At 70.9% G+C, this 12,663-nt stretch carries 18 protein-coding genes; 10 read left to right on the forward strand and 8 right to left on the reverse strand.

What is annotated here, in order from left to right:
• Positions 1-71 precede the first annotated feature (71 nt).
• A complete protein-coding gene (locus tag ACZ7PG_RS16065; RefSeq protein WP_470239811.1) occupies positions 72-635 on the forward strand; it encodes a TetR/AcrR family transcriptional regulator in 564 nt (187 codons plus the stop codon).
• On the opposite strand, the gene ACZ7PG_RS16070 is transcribed toward ACZ7PG_RS16065, so the two are convergent.
• Complete coding sequence (locus ACZ7PG_RS16070; RefSeq protein WP_470239812.1) at positions 632-1,120, reverse strand: GbsR/MarR family transcriptional regulator; 489 nt, start codon at positions 1,118-1,120, stop codon at positions 632-634. The two genes, ACZ7PG_RS16065 and ACZ7PG_RS16070, sit on opposite strands and share 4 nt — an antisense overlap.
• Positions 1,121-1,213: 93 nt before the next feature.
• On the opposite strand from ACZ7PG_RS16070, the gene ACZ7PG_RS16075 reads away from it, so the two are divergent.
• Both ACZ7PG_RS16075 and ACZ7PG_RS16080 read left to right on the forward strand, forming a co-directional pair.
• Positions 1,214-2,110: an ABC transporter ATP-binding protein gene (locus tag ACZ7PG_RS16075; protein WP_470239813.1), complete on the forward strand. Its 897-nt coding sequence runs from the start codon at positions 1,214-1,216 to the stop codon at positions 2,108-2,110.
• Entirely contained in the window at positions 2,107-3,744 is a 1,638-nt protein-coding gene (locus ACZ7PG_RS16080) for an ABC transporter permease (protein ID WP_470239814.1), read from the forward strand. The genes ACZ7PG_RS16075 and ACZ7PG_RS16080 overlap by 4 nt, the downstream gene beginning before the upstream one ends.
• Here the strand turns inward: ACZ7PG_RS16080 and ACZ7PG_RS16085 are convergent.
• Together ACZ7PG_RS16085 and ACZ7PG_RS16090 are read right to left on the reverse strand one after the other, a co-directional pair.
• Positions 3,741-4,214 carry a hypothetical protein gene (locus ACZ7PG_RS16085; protein WP_470239815.1) on the reverse strand — a complete coding sequence of 158 codons (474 nt, stop codon included), beginning with the start codon at positions 4,212-4,214 and terminating at the stop codon, positions 3,741-3,743. The two genes, ACZ7PG_RS16080 and ACZ7PG_RS16085, sit on opposite strands and share 4 nt — an antisense overlap.
• Positions 4,215-4,253: 39 nt before the next feature.
• Complete coding sequence (locus ACZ7PG_RS16090; protein WP_470239816.1) at positions 4,254-4,580, reverse strand: hypothetical protein; 327 nt, start codon at positions 4,578-4,580, stop codon at positions 4,254-4,256.
• 127 nt (positions 4,581-4,707) lie between these two features.
• Between ACZ7PG_RS16090 and ACZ7PG_RS16095 the strand changes: the two genes are divergently transcribed.
• Positions 4,708-5,925 (forward strand): MFS transporter, encoded by a 1,218-nt coding sequence (locus ACZ7PG_RS16095; RefSeq protein ID WP_470239817.1) that lies wholly within the window; start codon positions 4,708-4,710, stop codon positions 5,923-5,925.
• Here ACZ7PG_RS16095 and ACZ7PG_RS16100 read toward each other — a convergent pair.
• Entirely contained in the window at positions 5,902-6,459 is a 558-nt protein-coding gene (locus ACZ7PG_RS16100; RefSeq protein WP_470239818.1) for a TetR/AcrR family transcriptional regulator, read from the reverse strand. The genes ACZ7PG_RS16095 and ACZ7PG_RS16100 overlap by 24 nt on opposite strands.
• A gap of 95 nt (positions 6,460-6,554) precedes the next feature.
• On the opposite strand from ACZ7PG_RS16100, the gene ACZ7PG_RS16105 reads away from it, so the two are divergent.
• Positions 6,555-6,974, forward strand: coding sequence for a nuclear transport factor 2 family protein (locus ACZ7PG_RS16105; protein WP_470239819.1), 420 nt, complete (start codon positions 6,555-6,557; stop codon positions 6,972-6,974).
• On the opposite strand, the gene ACZ7PG_RS16110 is transcribed toward ACZ7PG_RS16105, so the two are convergent.
• The 3 genes from ACZ7PG_RS16110 to ACZ7PG_RS16120 form a co-directional block, all read right to left on the reverse strand.
• A complete protein-coding gene (locus ACZ7PG_RS16110; RefSeq protein ID WP_470240771.1) occupies positions 6,937-7,725 on the reverse strand; it encodes a metal-dependent hydrolase in 789 nt (262 codons plus the stop codon). The two genes, ACZ7PG_RS16105 and ACZ7PG_RS16110, sit on opposite strands and share 38 nt — an antisense overlap.
• A gap of 59 nt (positions 7,726-7,784) precedes the next feature.
• Positions 7,785-8,138 (reverse strand): STAS domain-containing protein, encoded by a 354-nt coding sequence (locus ACZ7PG_RS16115; RefSeq protein ID WP_470239820.1) that lies wholly within the window; start codon positions 8,136-8,138, stop codon positions 7,785-7,787.
• Positions 8,139-8,344: 206 nt separating this feature from the next.
• Positions 8,345-8,653, reverse strand: a complete 309-nt coding sequence (locus ACZ7PG_RS16120) for a WhiB family transcriptional regulator (protein WP_155548578.1) — start codon at positions 8,651-8,653, stop codon at positions 8,345-8,347.
• Between the two features lie 162 nt (positions 8,654-8,815).
• Between ACZ7PG_RS16120 and ACZ7PG_RS16125 the strand changes: the two genes are divergently transcribed.
• From ACZ7PG_RS16125 to ACZ7PG_RS16135, 3 genes are all read left to right on the forward strand, one after another.
• The gene (locus tag ACZ7PG_RS16125) at positions 8,816-9,232 is read left to right on the forward strand and encodes an anti-sigma factor (protein ID WP_470239821.1); all 417 of its coding nucleotides are present in this window, start codon (positions 8,816-8,818) and stop codon (positions 9,230-9,232) included.
• Positions 9,229-10,008, forward strand: a complete 780-nt coding sequence (locus ACZ7PG_RS16130; RefSeq protein ID WP_470239822.1) for a SigB/SigF/SigG family RNA polymerase sigma factor — start codon at positions 9,229-9,231, stop codon at positions 10,006-10,008. Before ACZ7PG_RS16125 ends, ACZ7PG_RS16130 begins: the two co-directional genes overlap by 4 nt.
• Before the next feature lie 62 nt (positions 10,009-10,070).
• A complete protein-coding gene (locus ACZ7PG_RS16135; protein ID WP_470239823.1) occupies positions 10,071-10,487 on the forward strand; it encodes an ATP-binding protein in 417 nt (138 codons plus the stop codon).
• Here the strand turns inward: ACZ7PG_RS16135 and ACZ7PG_RS16140 are convergent, their stop codons facing one another.
• Positions 10,488-10,979, reverse strand: a complete 492-nt coding sequence (locus ACZ7PG_RS16140; protein ID WP_470239824.1) for a MarR family winged helix-turn-helix transcriptional regulator — start codon at positions 10,977-10,979, stop codon at positions 10,488-10,490.
• 41 nt (positions 10,980-11,020) lie between these two features.
• On the opposite strand from ACZ7PG_RS16140, the gene ACZ7PG_RS16145 reads away from it, so the two are divergent.
• Positions 11,021-11,998 carry an aldo/keto reductase gene (locus tag ACZ7PG_RS16145; protein WP_470239825.1) on the forward strand — a complete coding sequence of 326 codons (978 nt, stop codon included), beginning with the start codon at positions 11,021-11,023 and terminating at the stop codon, positions 11,996-11,998.
• A gap of 18 nt (positions 11,999-12,016) precedes the next feature.
• On the forward strand, positions 12,017-12,655 hold the full coding sequence (locus ACZ7PG_RS16150; protein ID WP_470239826.1) for a nitroreductase family protein: 639 nt from the start codon (positions 12,017-12,019) through the stop codon (positions 12,653-12,655).
• Positions 12,656-12,663: the final 8 nt, after the last annotated feature.

The following is a 12,663-nucleotide window of genomic DNA, read 5'->3' on the forward strand; positions in this document are numbered from 1 at the left end:
TCGGTTAGTGAACACTCACCAGGTAGGGTGAGTGTTCACTAACCACGCTGAGAACGCACTCAGGAGCCACCATGGGAAGCCGTGAGGAGATCGTCGCCGCGGCCGCGAAGGTGATGCGCGAGCAGGGCTACGCCCACGCGACGACCAAGGTCATCGCGCGGACCGCGGGATACTCGGAAGCCATGCTCTACAAGCACTTCCGCGACAAGACCGACCTGTTCCTCAGCGTGCTCTCCGACGAGCTGCCGGCACTGGGCGCCACGCTGGCCGAGCTGACCGGGAACCCCGGGCAGGCGCCGCTGCGCGACAACTTCGTCCGCGTCGCGCGCCTCGGCCTGGCGTTCTACACCGACAGCTTCCCGATCGCCATCTCGATGTTCTCGTCCCGCGACCTGCTGCGCTCACACCGGGACCGCGTGGGAGGCGCCGGGCCGCGCATCCCGCTGAAGGGCGTCGAAGACTACGTGCGAGCCGAGGTGGCGCTGGGCCGGCTCAAGGCGGACACGGACGCCGAGGCCGTCGCGTCACTGCTGCTCGGCGCTTGTTTCCAGCAGGCTTTCCTGGCCACGTTCGAAGAGCGCGAGCCGGCCGACCTCGCCGACCGGCTCGTGGACACCCTGCTCGCCGGGCTCTAGGCGTTCTTCTCCGCGCGCATCTTGTGCCAGCGCTCGTACATGCCGTTGAGCTCCTCCAGCATGAACGACAGGAAGTCGCGCATCTCGGCGAGCCGCTGCCCGGCCGGGGAGTCTTCGCCGAGGGCGTCGATGCCGTCGCCCGCCGCGTCGCGCCACATGATGATCATGCGGTCGCGCTTGAGGAACGTGGCGTACCAGAGGTCGTCGAAGAGGCGGTAGTGGTCGCGGCGCTCGCCCGGCTCGCGTTCCTTGGCGACCAGGCCGATCTGCTCGAGGAAGCGCACGGCGCCGGAGATGGCCGCGGGACTCACCGACAGCTGCGAAGCCAGGTCGGCCGCGGTCAGCCGGGCGTCGTCGGTGGTCATCAGGGCCGCGAAGACCCGCGCGGACATGCGCTGCATCCCGATCTGCGAGAGCACCAGGGCCAGGCTCTCGACGTACCGGCGGACGGCGTCTTCATCTCTTTTCGTGTCAGGCGTCGTCATCGGCCCATCCTCCCGTATCGCCCCAGCAAGATCACTCCATCTAGACATTTTCTTAACTTCACAACTTCGTGAAATCAGTGTAGCTTCCGAAGCATGGAAAATGCCATCGCGATCTCCGGCCTGCACAAGTCGTTCGGCCGGACCAAGGCCTTGGACGGCCTCGATCTGCAGGTACCTACTGGGGAAGTACACGGCTTTCTCGGCCCGAACGGCGCCGGGAAGTCGACCACCGTCCGAGTCCTGCTCGGCTTGCTCCACGCGGACTCGGGGGACGTCCGGCTGCTCGGCGGCGACCCCTGGAAGGACGCCGCGAGCCTGCACCGCCGGCTGGCCTACGTGCCCGGCGACGTCAACCTCTGGCCCAACCTCTCCGGCGGCGAGGTGATCGACCTGCTCGGCCGCCTGCGCGGCGGGCTCGACGAGAAGCGGCGCGCCGACCTCGTCGAACGGTTCGACCTCGACCCGAAGAAGAAGGGGCGGACGTACTCGAAGGGCAACCGGCAGAAGGTCGCCATCGTCGCGGCGCTCGCGTCCCGGGTCGACCTGCTGATCCTCGACGAGCCGACGTCCGGCCTCGACCCGCTGATGGAGGCGACGTTCCAGTACGCCATCCAGGAGGAGCGCGAGCAGGGCCGGACCGTGCTGCTCTCCAGCCACATCCTCGCCGAGGTCGAGGCCCTGTGCGACAAGGTGAGCATCATCCGCAACGGCGCCACGGTCGAGTCCGGCACGCTGGCCGAGCTGCGCCACCTCACCCGGACGTCGATCACCGCCGAGCTCGCCGGCCCGCCGAACGGGCTGGCGACGCTGGAGAACATCCACGACCTCAAGGTCGACGGCAACCGCGTCCGGTTCGACGTCGAAACGCGCTCGCTCGACGAAGCGCTGCGGCAGCTGACCCAGGTCGGCGTGCGCAGCCTGGTCAGCCAGCCGCCGACGCTGGAAGAGCTGTTCCTGCGCCACTACACCACCGAAGCGAGCGCGAAATGACCGCGACGCTCTCCCGCGCCGAAGCCGAGGTCGCGCCCGCCCACGAGCTGGCGGGCACCTGGCACCTCACGCGACTCGCGCTGCGCCGCGACCGCGTCGTGCTGCCGATCTGGATCGTGCTGCTCAGCGTCGTCCCGGCCAGCACGGTCAAGACGTTCACGCAGTTCTACCCGACGGCCGCCGACCGGCAGGCGCTGCAGGCCGGCGCGAACACCAACCCGTCGTACGCGCTGCTCTACGGACCGCCGTTCGACCTGACCACCGCCGGCGGGTTCATCTCCTGGCGCATGTGCGGGTTCCTGGCCCTGCTCACCGGGCTGATGGTGGTCTTCACGGTCACGCGGCACACGCGCGCCGAGGAGGACACGGGCCGCGCGGAGCTGCTCGCGTCCGCGATCGTCGGCCGGTACGCGGCGCTGACGTCGGCCGTCATGGTGGCCGGCGGGGCGAGCGTGCTGATCGGCCTGATCCAGTACGGCAGCATGGCCGGCGCCGGGCTGCCCGCGACCGGCTCACTCGCTTTCGGCGCGTCACAAGCGTTGTCGGGCTTGGTGTTCACGGCCGTCGCGGCGGTCGCCGTCCAGCTCGCCGAGTACTCGCGCACGGCCAACGGGATCGGCACCGCCGTGGTCGGCGCCGCGTTCCTGCTGCGCGGCGCCGGAGACTCCACTGTGGACGCTCGCTGGCTGTCGTGGCTGTCGCCGATCGGCTGGGTGCAGCAGGTTCGCGCGTTCGCCGGCGAACGCTGGTGGGTGCTCCTGCTGCCGGTGGCGTTCGCGCTGCTCGTCGGTGCGGCCGGGTACTGGCTGCTGCCCCGGCGCGACGTCGGCGTCGGCATCCTGCCGCCGCGGCCGGGTCCGGCGCGGGCGGCGGCGAGCCTGCGGACGCCGTTCGCGCTCGCCTGGCGGCTGCACCGCGGCCCGCTGCTCGGCTGGACGATCGGGATGGCGGTCGTCGGCGCGGTGTTCGGCTCGATCGCCAGCGGCATCGGCGGCCTGGTCGGGTCGAGCCCGCAGGCGCAGGAGATCATGGCCCGCCTCGGCGGCAGCGAGGCGCTCACGCAGGCGTTCCTCGCCGCCATGGCCGGGATGTTCGCGATGGTCGCGTCGCTGTACGGGATCCAGGCGGTGCTGCGCATGCGCGGCGAGGAGACGGCGATCCGGCTCGAGCCGGTGCTGGCCACCAGCGTCGGCAGGCTGCGCTGGGCCGCGGGTCACCTCGTGTTCGCGTTCTTCGGCACGGCGTTGCTGCTGCTCTCCGGCGGCCTGTTCATGGGACTGGCCAACGGGTTGCGCGCCGGCGACCTCGGCGGCTCGATCGGCGACTCCCTCGCCGGGATGCTCGTCCAGCTGCCCGCGGCGTGGGTCGTGGTCGCGCTGGCCGTGACGATCTTCGGGCTCCTGCCGGGCTTCTCGGCCGGGGCCTGGGCGGTCGGTTCGTTGGCGCTGCTGCTAAGCCTGTTCGGCCCGATCGTCAACCTGCCGCAGGCGGTACTGGACGTCTCGCCGTTCCAGCACCCGCCGAAGCTCCCCGGCCAGGAGCTCGTCGCGACGCCGCTCGTCTGGCTCACGGCGGTGGCGGCGGTCGCTCTGGTCGCCGGCCTGGTGGGCTGGCGACGCCGCGACGTCGGCTAGCGCGGCTTCAGCTCGTGGCCGGGGCCGGCCACGAGCTGGGCCTGCGGTCCGCCCTGCCCGCAAGCGGGGCCGCCCGGGTGGACGAAGACGGGCGTCACGGTGACGGTGTGCGGCTCGCCGTCGTCGAAGCGGACGGTGACCCGGATCGGCTCGGCCTGCAAGCCCGGAATGTCGGCGAAGCCCTGCAGGCCGCCGGTCGGGACCATCGAGACGCCGCAGGAGGCGTCCGGGCCGGTCCCGGTGCAGGTCTGGGTGCCCGCGGCCGTCTCGGGGAAGAGCTCGACGGGACGCGTGACGCACTGGTCGCCCCAGCACGCTTCGAGCGTCGCGCGGGTGATGCCGGCGGGGTCGGGGACGGTCAGGCCGATGCCGACCCGGGTGCCGATCGCCGGGCAGGCGACCTCCGTCCCCGAGCCGGCCTGGCCGCACCCGGCGGCGACGAGCAGGAGTGCCGCGATCCACATGCGCATGCCGACCAGACGGAATCGATCGCGCCCGGGTTGCACGGGTCAGTCGCGCCACCCGCTGGTGAGCGGAAGAACGGGTGACGTCGACGTCGGTGTGGTCGACGTCGGGGTGGGCGTCACGGTGACCTCGACGACGCTCGTGGTGGTGCTCGGCGGCGAGGACTCGACGGAGGTGACGGTGGCGGGCGGCACCGACGCGGTCACGGTGACGGGCACGGCGGAGACGGTGCTGGGCGACGGCGGGGCAACGACATCGGCGGGCTTGGAGACGGGTTTGCCGGCGACGAGCAGCGCGGCCACCAGCAATCCGGTGGCGAATCCCGCCAGCCCGGTCACCGCGGTGGAGCCCCAGGTAGGTCGGCTGTGCATCCGGGCACCCCCTCGCCACGCGTAGCGCAGGTACGAGGACTAACTCGCGTTGATCTTAGCTCTTGTTACAGACTGTGCACCTTGAGTCTGCTTGACTCAACTTTGTTGAGCGTGCCAGGTTGGGATCATGGGGGCTCTGGGAAACCGCGACTTCCGCCGCCTGTGGCTGGCCGACCTCGTGAGCCAGCTCGGGAGCCGGATCGACGTACTGGCGGTGCCGCTGCTCGCGGCCACCACGCTCGGGGCGTCCGTCTTCGAGGTCTCGCTGCTGCGGACCGTGGAGAACCTCCCCTACCTGGTGCTGGGTCTGCAGGTCGGCGCGTGGTGCGACCGCGTGCGCCACCGCCCGGTGCTGATCGCCGCCGACCTCGGGCGCGCGGTGCTGATCGGGTCGATCCCGGTGGCCGCGCTGTTCGGCGTGCTCGGGTTGGCGCAGCTGCTGGCCGTGGTCCTCGGGGTCGGGCTGCTCGGCGTGTTCTTCGACATCGCGCACCAGACCTACGTCCCCAGCCTGGTGACGCGCGCGCAGCTGCCGGACGCGAACGCCCGGCTCCAGACGAACCTGTCGATGGCGGCGGTCGCCGGTCCGGGCCTGGCCGGGCTGATCATCCAGGTGCTCGGCACCGCCGTCGCCCTGGCCGTCGACGCCGTCAGCTACCTGTGGTCGGCCCTCTGGCTGCGCCGGATCGAGACGCCGGACGCGCGACCCGAGCCCCGCGAACGACGGCTGCTCCGCGAGATCGGCGACGGCCTGCGGCTGGTCCGCGGCGACCGCGTCCTGCTGGCGATCAGCGTCCACGGCGCGGTGTCGAGCTTCTTCCAGTCGGTGCACCTGGCCATCGTGATCGTCTTCCTCGCCCGCGACATCGGGCTCTCACCGTGGGCGATCGGCCTGCTCGGCACGTCGACGCTGACCGGCGCGCTCGTCGCCGGGCTCACCGCGCGGCGGATCGGCGATCGGATCGGCGGCGCGCGGGCCCTGTTGGGCGCGGCGGTGCTGTACGGCCTGGCCTACCAACTCTACCCGTTCACCGGCCGCGGCTGGGCGCTCGCCTGCTACGTCGTCGCCGGGTTCTTCGCGAGCTTCGGCGTCATCGTGCTGAACGTCTTCGGCATGAGCTTCCAGCAGGCCGTCGCGCCGCCGGAGGTGCTGGGCCGGGTCAGCTCGATCACGCACACGCTGGTGTTCGGCGCCATTCCGCTCGGCAGCCTCGCCGGCGGCGCGCTGGCCAGTGCGTTCGGGATGCGGGTGACGCTGCACATCGCCGCGGCGGGCGTGCTCGCCTCGGCCGCGATCCTGGTGTGCTCGCCGCTGCGGAAGCTACGCGACCTGGTTCCCGGCTGAGGCCCGCAGGCCGTCGACCACGATGCGGACCAGGTGACGGCTGCCCGGCGAATACCGCTCGACCGCGAGGCAGCCGACGATGAGCGCGCGCAGGTCGTCGCCGTCGATGTCCGGGCGGACGGTGCCCACCTCCTGGGCCCGGCGGAGGAGTTCACCCAGGGCCGCGCGGAAGTCGTCGCCCGCGCCGGCCTTGAAGGCGTGGCCGCTGCTCTCGGCCAGCGCGTCGCAGATGGCTCGGTTGAGCGATGCCTGCTTGATCACGCGGACGAAGTAGTCGAGGAAGACTTCGCCGGGGCTCTCCGCCGTGGCGAGCGCGCGGGCTTCCTCGGCGAACTGCTCGATGCGCTCGAGGACGACGGCCTGGAAGAGGGCTTCCTTGCTGGGAAAATGCCGGTAGACGGTCCCGGCGCCGACCCCCGCGAGCCGCGCGATGTCGTCGAGCGGCACGGCGAGCCCGTCGGCGGCGAACGCCTCTTCGGCGGCAGCCAGGACCTTCGCCCGGTTGCGCCGCGCGTCCGCGCGCATCTTCTCCATGTCTTCTCCTCGTTGACAACCGGAACGAGCGCTCCGTATCGTCGTAAGCGGGTGCACCGTTCCGATTCAACGTCCAGTCTTCCAGGAGAATTCCGATGTCCGAAATCCGCGCTGCGTTCGACCGCTTCCTGACGACGTCGGTCGAGAACCGCTGGGACGACCTCGCCGACTGCTACGCCGAAGACGTCACCCTCGAAATGCCGTTCACCCTCCCCGGAGCGCCCCGCGTGACGAAGGGCCGCGAGGAGCTGCGCCGCCGGTTCCGCCGCGCCGGCGAATCCCGCCGAATCACGAAGGCGGACAACGTGATCGTGCACGAGACGGCCGACCCGGCGGTGCTCGTCGCGGAGTTCGACCTCCACCAGGAGATGGCCGGCGAGAGCTTCGTGGCGACGTACGTGATGGTGATGACGATCAAGGACGGCCTGATCACGCACACCCGTGACTACACGGACACCGCCGCGGCGGCGGAACGGCTCAAGGCGTGGTCGCCTGCTGGGACGCCGGCGGGATGAACAGGCGCTCGAACGTGCTCACCGAGTAGTTCCACACCCCCGGTACCAGCAGGACCGCGAGCACCGCGAACACCGGGAAGATCAGCCGCTTCTCGACCTTCTTGCCCGTCTTGAAGCGCAGCACCTTGGGTGGGCGGATTTCGTACCAGGTCTCGCCGGCGATGGGGACCGGGAACAGGAACGGGCAGCCGGCCTCGGTCAGTGCGTCGCCGAGGCAGTGGGTGAGGCAGCCCGCCGCCACCGCGACGCCCAGCCAGCCCGTGATCGACTCCAGCTCACCCGCCCGGTCGGGCGGCGCCGTGAAGAACCACCAGGCCACCGCGGCGCCGCTCACCGGGAGCAGCCAGTCGCCCAGTGCGCCTTCCGCCAGCATCAGGCCGAAGACCACCACGCCGACGACCGCCCACGGACCGCCGGCTTCCGTGCCCCACGACGTCAACGCTCCGAGGCCGGCCGCGAACAGGACCGTGTGGGACAGGTGGCGGTGCTTACCTGTCACGTTCTCGTCGCGCGGGCCCTTCGTCAGCGCGTAGAACGACGCCGACACGCGGCGCAGCAGCCAGGACAGAGCACCCGTCAGCCAACCGAGCAGACGGGACGCGCTCGCTCCGGGGTGGTCGAGATCGGGCAGCAGGGCGAACCCCGCTGTCGTGGCTGCGAAAACCACCGCCTGGTGCACCGAACCCGCTCCGACCGCGGGCGCCAGGGCCAAGCCCGCGCACCAGCCGGTCAGGGCATGCGTCCGCCCCATCATCGTGCCGCCCCCAAGGTCCACGAACTGAAATCAGTCCGCGGAACCGTAGCGGGCGGTCAGGCTTGGGGGTCCTCCGACACGCTCAGGTGTTCGGCCACGCCGGTGAGCTCGATCACCCGGCTCACCGCGGGGCTCGGGACGACCTCGAGTTCGACATCCTGCTCGCCGGCCTGGCGTTGTGCGCGGAGCACCACGTTCAGCGCGGAGGAATCGAAGAAGGTCACCCCGGTCAGATCGGCCACGACCCGCTGCGCGCGCTTGTCCGCGATCAGCCCCGCCAGGGCTTCCTGCAGCTGCGGACTGGTCAGCAGATCGAGCTCGCCGGTGACCACCACCCGGGGCTCCGTCGCGTCGGTGTCCAGCGAGATGCCGAACCCGGGCGGGGTGGCGTTCTGGTCGGCTGCGGGCATGCAGTTTCTCCTCGTCAGGCGCTGCTCCTGCGCCGGGTACGCGCCTGCTGTCTCAAGCGGCAACCGTGTCACCGTGCCTTTCCAGAAGCTCGCGGCGGCACGGTCAAGGCAACTCCGGGGCCAACCCTAACCCAGGAAGCGGCCGAGCCCGCCACGGCCGCCGTCCTTTCGCGCTGACTGCTCACGTTCGATCGAATCCTGCCTGGTCAGTGCGCACTCATCACCTTCCGCGCCGCCCTGCGTTGACGCAGGAACAGCTGCCGCCGTTCGATCTCCCCGAGACCGCCCCAGATGCCGTACGGCTCCTGTACCGTCATCGCGTGCGTGCGGCACTGGGCCAGGACCGGGCAGGTCTGGCAGATGGCCTTGGCCCGCGACTCGCGCCGCTCCCGCGCCGAACCCCGTTCGTTGTCCGTGTGGAAGAACAAGCTGCTGTCCGCACCTCGGCACGAGCCATTCAGCTGCCATTCCCACTCTTCAGCAACCACGTTGGGCAGCCGGCTGACGTCAGCCATGTCGTCCCTGCCTTTCCCAGGATGAGCATGTCGATCGCTACATGCCCGCCGGTGGAGCGGATCAAACGCGGGTTTGGTTTGCTCACCCCACGGGCATCTCGCGACCGGGCGTGAAGAGGACACCGCCGACACCTGGAGCGCGAGCCGGAGAAAGGAACAAACGTGGAGGACAACGCCCCGCTCGTGCCGGAAGGCGCGCAGGTCATCGAGGTGCGGACGGCCGCGATCCCGCACGTGGTGCCGACGCTGCGCACCATCGTGGCGGACATCGCGATGCGCCAGGACTTCGACCTCGACGCCGTCGAGGACCTCCGGATGGCGGTGGACGAAGCCTGCTCGCTGCTGCTCCCCGCCGCCTCGGACGGCCGCCTCACCTGCATCTTCTCGTGGAGCGGGCCGCGCATCGAGGTCTCGGTCTCGGTGCTTTCGGACACTCCTGACCACGAAGACGACTCCGGCCTGTCGTGGCAGCTGCTGACCGCGCTCGCGACGTCGGCGCAGCGCACCGTGACCCCCGAGGACGGGCGCTACCTGTCCCGGGTCGACCTCGTCCGGGAAAGCCAGGCGGCGGACTCGTGAGCGATCCCGCCGGGAGCAGCGGGAACGACCTCGACGTCGGCGCGCTGTTCGTCCAACTCGTCGCGCTGCCGGCGGGCTCCCCGGAGCGGGAGCGCGTCCGGGACACGCTCGTGCGCGGCCACCTGGAGCTCGCGCGCAACCTGGCCCGGAAGTTCCGCAACCGCGACGAGGCGATGGAGGACCTGGTCCAGATCGCCACGGTCGGGCTCATCCACGCCGTCGACCGCTTCGACCCCGAGCAGGGGACGGACTTCCTGGCCTTCGCCGTCCCCACCATCTCCGGGGAGCTGCGGCACCACTTCCGGGACAACAGCTGGTCGGTGCGGGTGCCGCGGCGGCTCAAGGAGCTGAACGCGAACATCTCCGCCGCGCGCGAAGAGCTCACCGTGCAGCTCTCGCGCGCGCCGAAGCCCAGCGAGATCGCCGGGCGCCTCGGCGTCCCGATCGAGGACGTCTACGAGGGGCTTCGCGCCGGTCAGGGCCGTTACGGGGCGTCGCTGGACCACCTGCTGGAGAACGCGGCGCACACGCGGTTCGGGGCGCCGGACGCCGAGCTGGGCCAGGCCGAGCTGCGCGAGGCGCTGCGCCCGATGCTGGACAGCCTGCCGGACCGGGAGCGCAAGATCGTCGCGCTGCGGTTCGGTTCCGGGATGAGCCAGTCGGACATCGCGCGCCGCGTCGGGGTCTCCCAGATGCAGGTGTCGCGGTTGCTGGCCGCGACGCTGAAGAAGCTGCGTTCGGGCCTGGACGAATCCGAGCTGGCCGACGGCACCTGATTAGCCGCTGAACGGCTTGGGTACTTCGCGGACGGTACCGGAACTCACTGGGAGGGGGACCGATGACGATGAACATCTCGCACCGCACCGAAGTGCCGGTCGCGCCGTTGACAGTGCTGCTCCCGGATGACGTCACCGCCCCGGCCAGGGCCCGGCACGAGATCCGCTCGATGCTGCTCGGCTTCGGCCTGGAAGAGGCGCAGCTGGACGACGTCCTGCTGGCCGCGTCCGAGCTGGTCACCAACGCCTTCGAACACGGCGAGTGTCCGCAGCGGATGGAGCTGTCCTACTTCGAGGGGCAGTTGACGCTGCAGGTACACGATTCCGGCAGCCGGCTGCCGGAGATGCGAGCGCCGGCGCCGGCCGAGGCACGCAGCCGCGGGCTGGTGCTGGTCCAGGCGCTGTCGGAGGACTGGGGCTTCGAGTTCTGCCCCGGCGGTAAGTTCGTCTGGGCCGTCTTCCGGATCCCCACCATCTGATCAGGGCTCCAAGAGCTCCCGAGCGGCCGCCGTCTCCCCGATCCGCTGCCGGAACGGCTTGCGCTCCAGCGCTTCGACGATCGCCGCCAGCACCCCGCGCAACGGGTACGGCAGCTCCGCTTCCAGTGCCTCCGACGCCTCGGTCGTCGCCGTCCACTCCGCCTCGATCAGCGGCAGGATCCCGCGCGTCTTCTCGGTGAGCGACACGATGCGCTGACGGGCGTCGGCGCCCGGTTCGAGGCTGACGAGCCCGGCGCGGGTCATCTGCGCGACGGTCTGGCTGGCCGCCGAGTGCGTCACGCCCATCTCGGCGGCGAGGTCGCGGATGGCCAGCGGGCCGCGCGCGAGCAGCGCCCGCACGACCCCCGAGTACCGCGGGCGGTAGTCGTCGAGGCCGATGTCCTTGAGGAACTGCGCGACGTCGGCCTCGAGGATCTCGAGGACGTGCCGCATCCGGGTCCCGAGTCCGTCCGGACCCGACGTCATGGCCATGACGGCCGATCATAGGCGGGGCGGTGTGCTTGGATCGCGGCATGGAGAACCGGAAGATCACCCGGCTGGGCCGCGAGGTGTCCGTCGTCGGGCTCGGCTGCTGGCAGCTCGGCGCCGACTGGGGCGAGGTCGACGAGAGCGACGCCCTCGCGGTGCTGCACGCGGCGGCCGACGCCGGCGTCACCTTCTTCGACACCGCCGACGTCTACGGCGACGGGCGCAGCGAGCGCCTGGTCGGCCGGTTCCGCGCCGAGCGCGGCGACGTCTTCGTGGCGACCAAGATGGGCCGCCGGGTCGAGCAGGTGCCGGAGAACTACGTCCGCGCGAACTTCCGCGAGTGGAACGACCGGTCGCGCCGCAACCTCGGCGTCGACACGCTCGACCTCGTCCAGCTGCACTGCCCGCCGACGCCGGTGTACTCGTCCGACGCGGTGTACGACGCCCTGGACGAGATGGTGTCCGAGGGCCGCATCAAGGCGTACGGCGTGAGTGTCGAGACGTGCGAAGAGGCGCTGACGGCGTTGGCGCGGCCGAACGTTGCTTCCGTCCAGATCATCCTGAACTGCCTGCGCCTCAAGCCGCTGGAGCGCGTGCTGCCCGCGGCGGCGGAGGCGGGCGCGGGGATCATCGCGCGGGTGCCGCTGGCGTCGGGCCTGCTGTCCGGTCGCTACACGGCCGCCACGACGTTCGCCGAGAACGACCACCGGAACTTCAACCGCCACGGCGAGGCGTTCGACGTCGGCGAGACGTTCTCGGGCGTGCCGTACGACGTCGGGCTGACGGCCGTCGAGCGGCTGCGCGGGCTGGTGCCCGAGGGGCAGACGCTGGCGCAGTTCGCGCTGCGGTGGATCGTCGACCAGCCGGGCGTGAGCACGGTGATCCCGGGCGCGCGGAACGCCACGCAGGCGTCCGCGAACACGGCGGCGGCCGCTCTTCCGCCGTTGTCGCCGGAGGCGCTGGCCGGCGTCCGCGAAACGTATGACGAGCTGATCCGGCCGCTGGTGCACGATCGCTGGTAGTCCCGGCATGATGGGCCGATGATGACGCCCGAAGAGCTCCTGACGACCACCAGGACCGTCCGCAAGCGCCTCGACTTCGACCGACCGGTGCCGCTCGACCTGGTGAAACACTGCATACAGGTGGCCCTGCAGGCACCGAGCGGCTCGAACACCCAGCGCTGGCAGTGGCTGGTCGTCACCGACGCCGCCCAGCGGGCGGCGCTCGGGCAGATCTACAGCCGGGCGTGCCACGAGTACCTGTCGTCGGAACGCGCGGCGGGCAAGCTGTTCGCGGACGACCCGGCGCGCGCGCCGGTGCAGCAGCGGGTCGGCAGCAGCGTCGAGTACCTGGCCGACCGGATGGGTGACGTCCCGGTGCTCGTGGTGCCGTGCCTGGAGACGCCGTCGGCGGAGCTGCCGGCGGGCAACCAGGCGGGGCTGTGGGCGTCCCTGCTCCCGGCGGTGTGGAGCTACATGCTGGCGGCCCGCTCGGTGACGCTGGGAACGGCGTGGACGACGCTGCACCTGGCGTACGAGCAGGAAGCGGCAGAGGTGCTGGAGCTGCCGAAGAATGTCCACCAGGCGGCATTGATCCCGACGGCGTTCTACACGGGCGACACGTTCAAGCCGGCGGCGCGGCAGCCTCTCGAGGAGGTCCTGCACCTCGACCGCTGGTGACCGCCATG

The organism is Amycolatopsis sp. NPDC114504 (genome assembly GCF_055633595.1).

Bases quoted from the DNA above. Each gene is read 5' to 3' on its own strand.
- ACZ7PG_RS16110 (WP_470240771.1), bottom strand. From the start codon at position 7,725: ATGGGGCGGACGCATGCCCTGACCGGCTGGTGCGCGGGCTTGGCCCTG.
- ACZ7PG_RS16070 (WP_470239812.1), bottom strand. From the start codon at position 1,120: ATGACGACGCCTGACACGAAAAGAGATGAAGACGCCGTCCGCCGGTAC.
- ACZ7PG_RS16095 (WP_470239817.1), top strand. From the start codon at position 4,708: ATGGGGGCTCTGGGAAACCGCGACTTCCGCCGCCTGTGGCTGGCCGAC.
- ACZ7PG_RS16100 (WP_470239818.1), bottom strand. From the start codon at position 6,459: ATGGAGAAGATGCGCGCGGACGCGCGGCGCAACCGGGCGAAGGTCCTG.
- ACZ7PG_RS16140 (WP_470239824.1), bottom strand. From the start codon at position 10,979: ATGGCCATGACGTCGGGTCCGGACGGACTCGGGACCCGGATGCGGCAC.
- ACZ7PG_RS16090 (WP_470239816.1), bottom strand. From the start codon at position 4,580: ATGCACAGCCGACCTACCTGGGGCTCCACCGCGGTGACCGGGCTGGCG.
- ACZ7PG_RS16120 (WP_155548578.1), bottom strand. From the start codon at position 8,653: ATGGCTGACGTCAGCCGGCTGCCCAACGTGGTTGCTGAAGAGTGGGAA.
- ACZ7PG_RS16105 (WP_470239819.1), top strand. From the start codon at position 6,555: ATGTCCGAAATCCGCGCTGCGTTCGACCGCTTCCTGACGACGTCGGTC.
- ACZ7PG_RS16085 (WP_470239815.1), bottom strand. From the start codon at position 4,214: ATGCGCATGTGGATCGCGGCACTCCTGCTCGTCGCCGCCGGGTGCGGC.
- ACZ7PG_RS16145 (WP_470239825.1), top strand. From the start codon at position 11,021: ATGGAGAACCGGAAGATCACCCGGCTGGGCCGCGAGGTGTCCGTCGTC.
- ACZ7PG_RS16150 (WP_470239826.1), top strand. From the start codon at position 12,017: ATGATGACGCCCGAAGAGCTCCTGACGACCACCAGGACCGTCCGCAAG.
- ACZ7PG_RS16080 (WP_470239814.1), top strand. From the start codon at position 2,107: ATGACCGCGACGCTCTCCCGCGCCGAAGCCGAGGTCGCGCCCGCCCAC.
- ACZ7PG_RS16075 (WP_470239813.1), top strand. From the start codon at position 1,214: ATGGAAAATGCCATCGCGATCTCCGGCCTGCACAAGTCGTTCGGCCGG.
- ACZ7PG_RS16065 (WP_470239811.1), top strand. From the start codon at position 72: ATGGGAAGCCGTGAGGAGATCGTCGCCGCGGCCGCGAAGGTGATGCGC.
- ACZ7PG_RS16115 (WP_470239820.1), bottom strand. From the start codon at position 8,138: ATGCCCGCAGCCGACCAGAACGCCACCCCGCCCGGGTTCGGCATCTCG.
- ACZ7PG_RS16135 (WP_470239823.1), top strand. From the start codon at position 10,071: ATGACGATGAACATCTCGCACCGCACCGAAGTGCCGGTCGCGCCGTTG.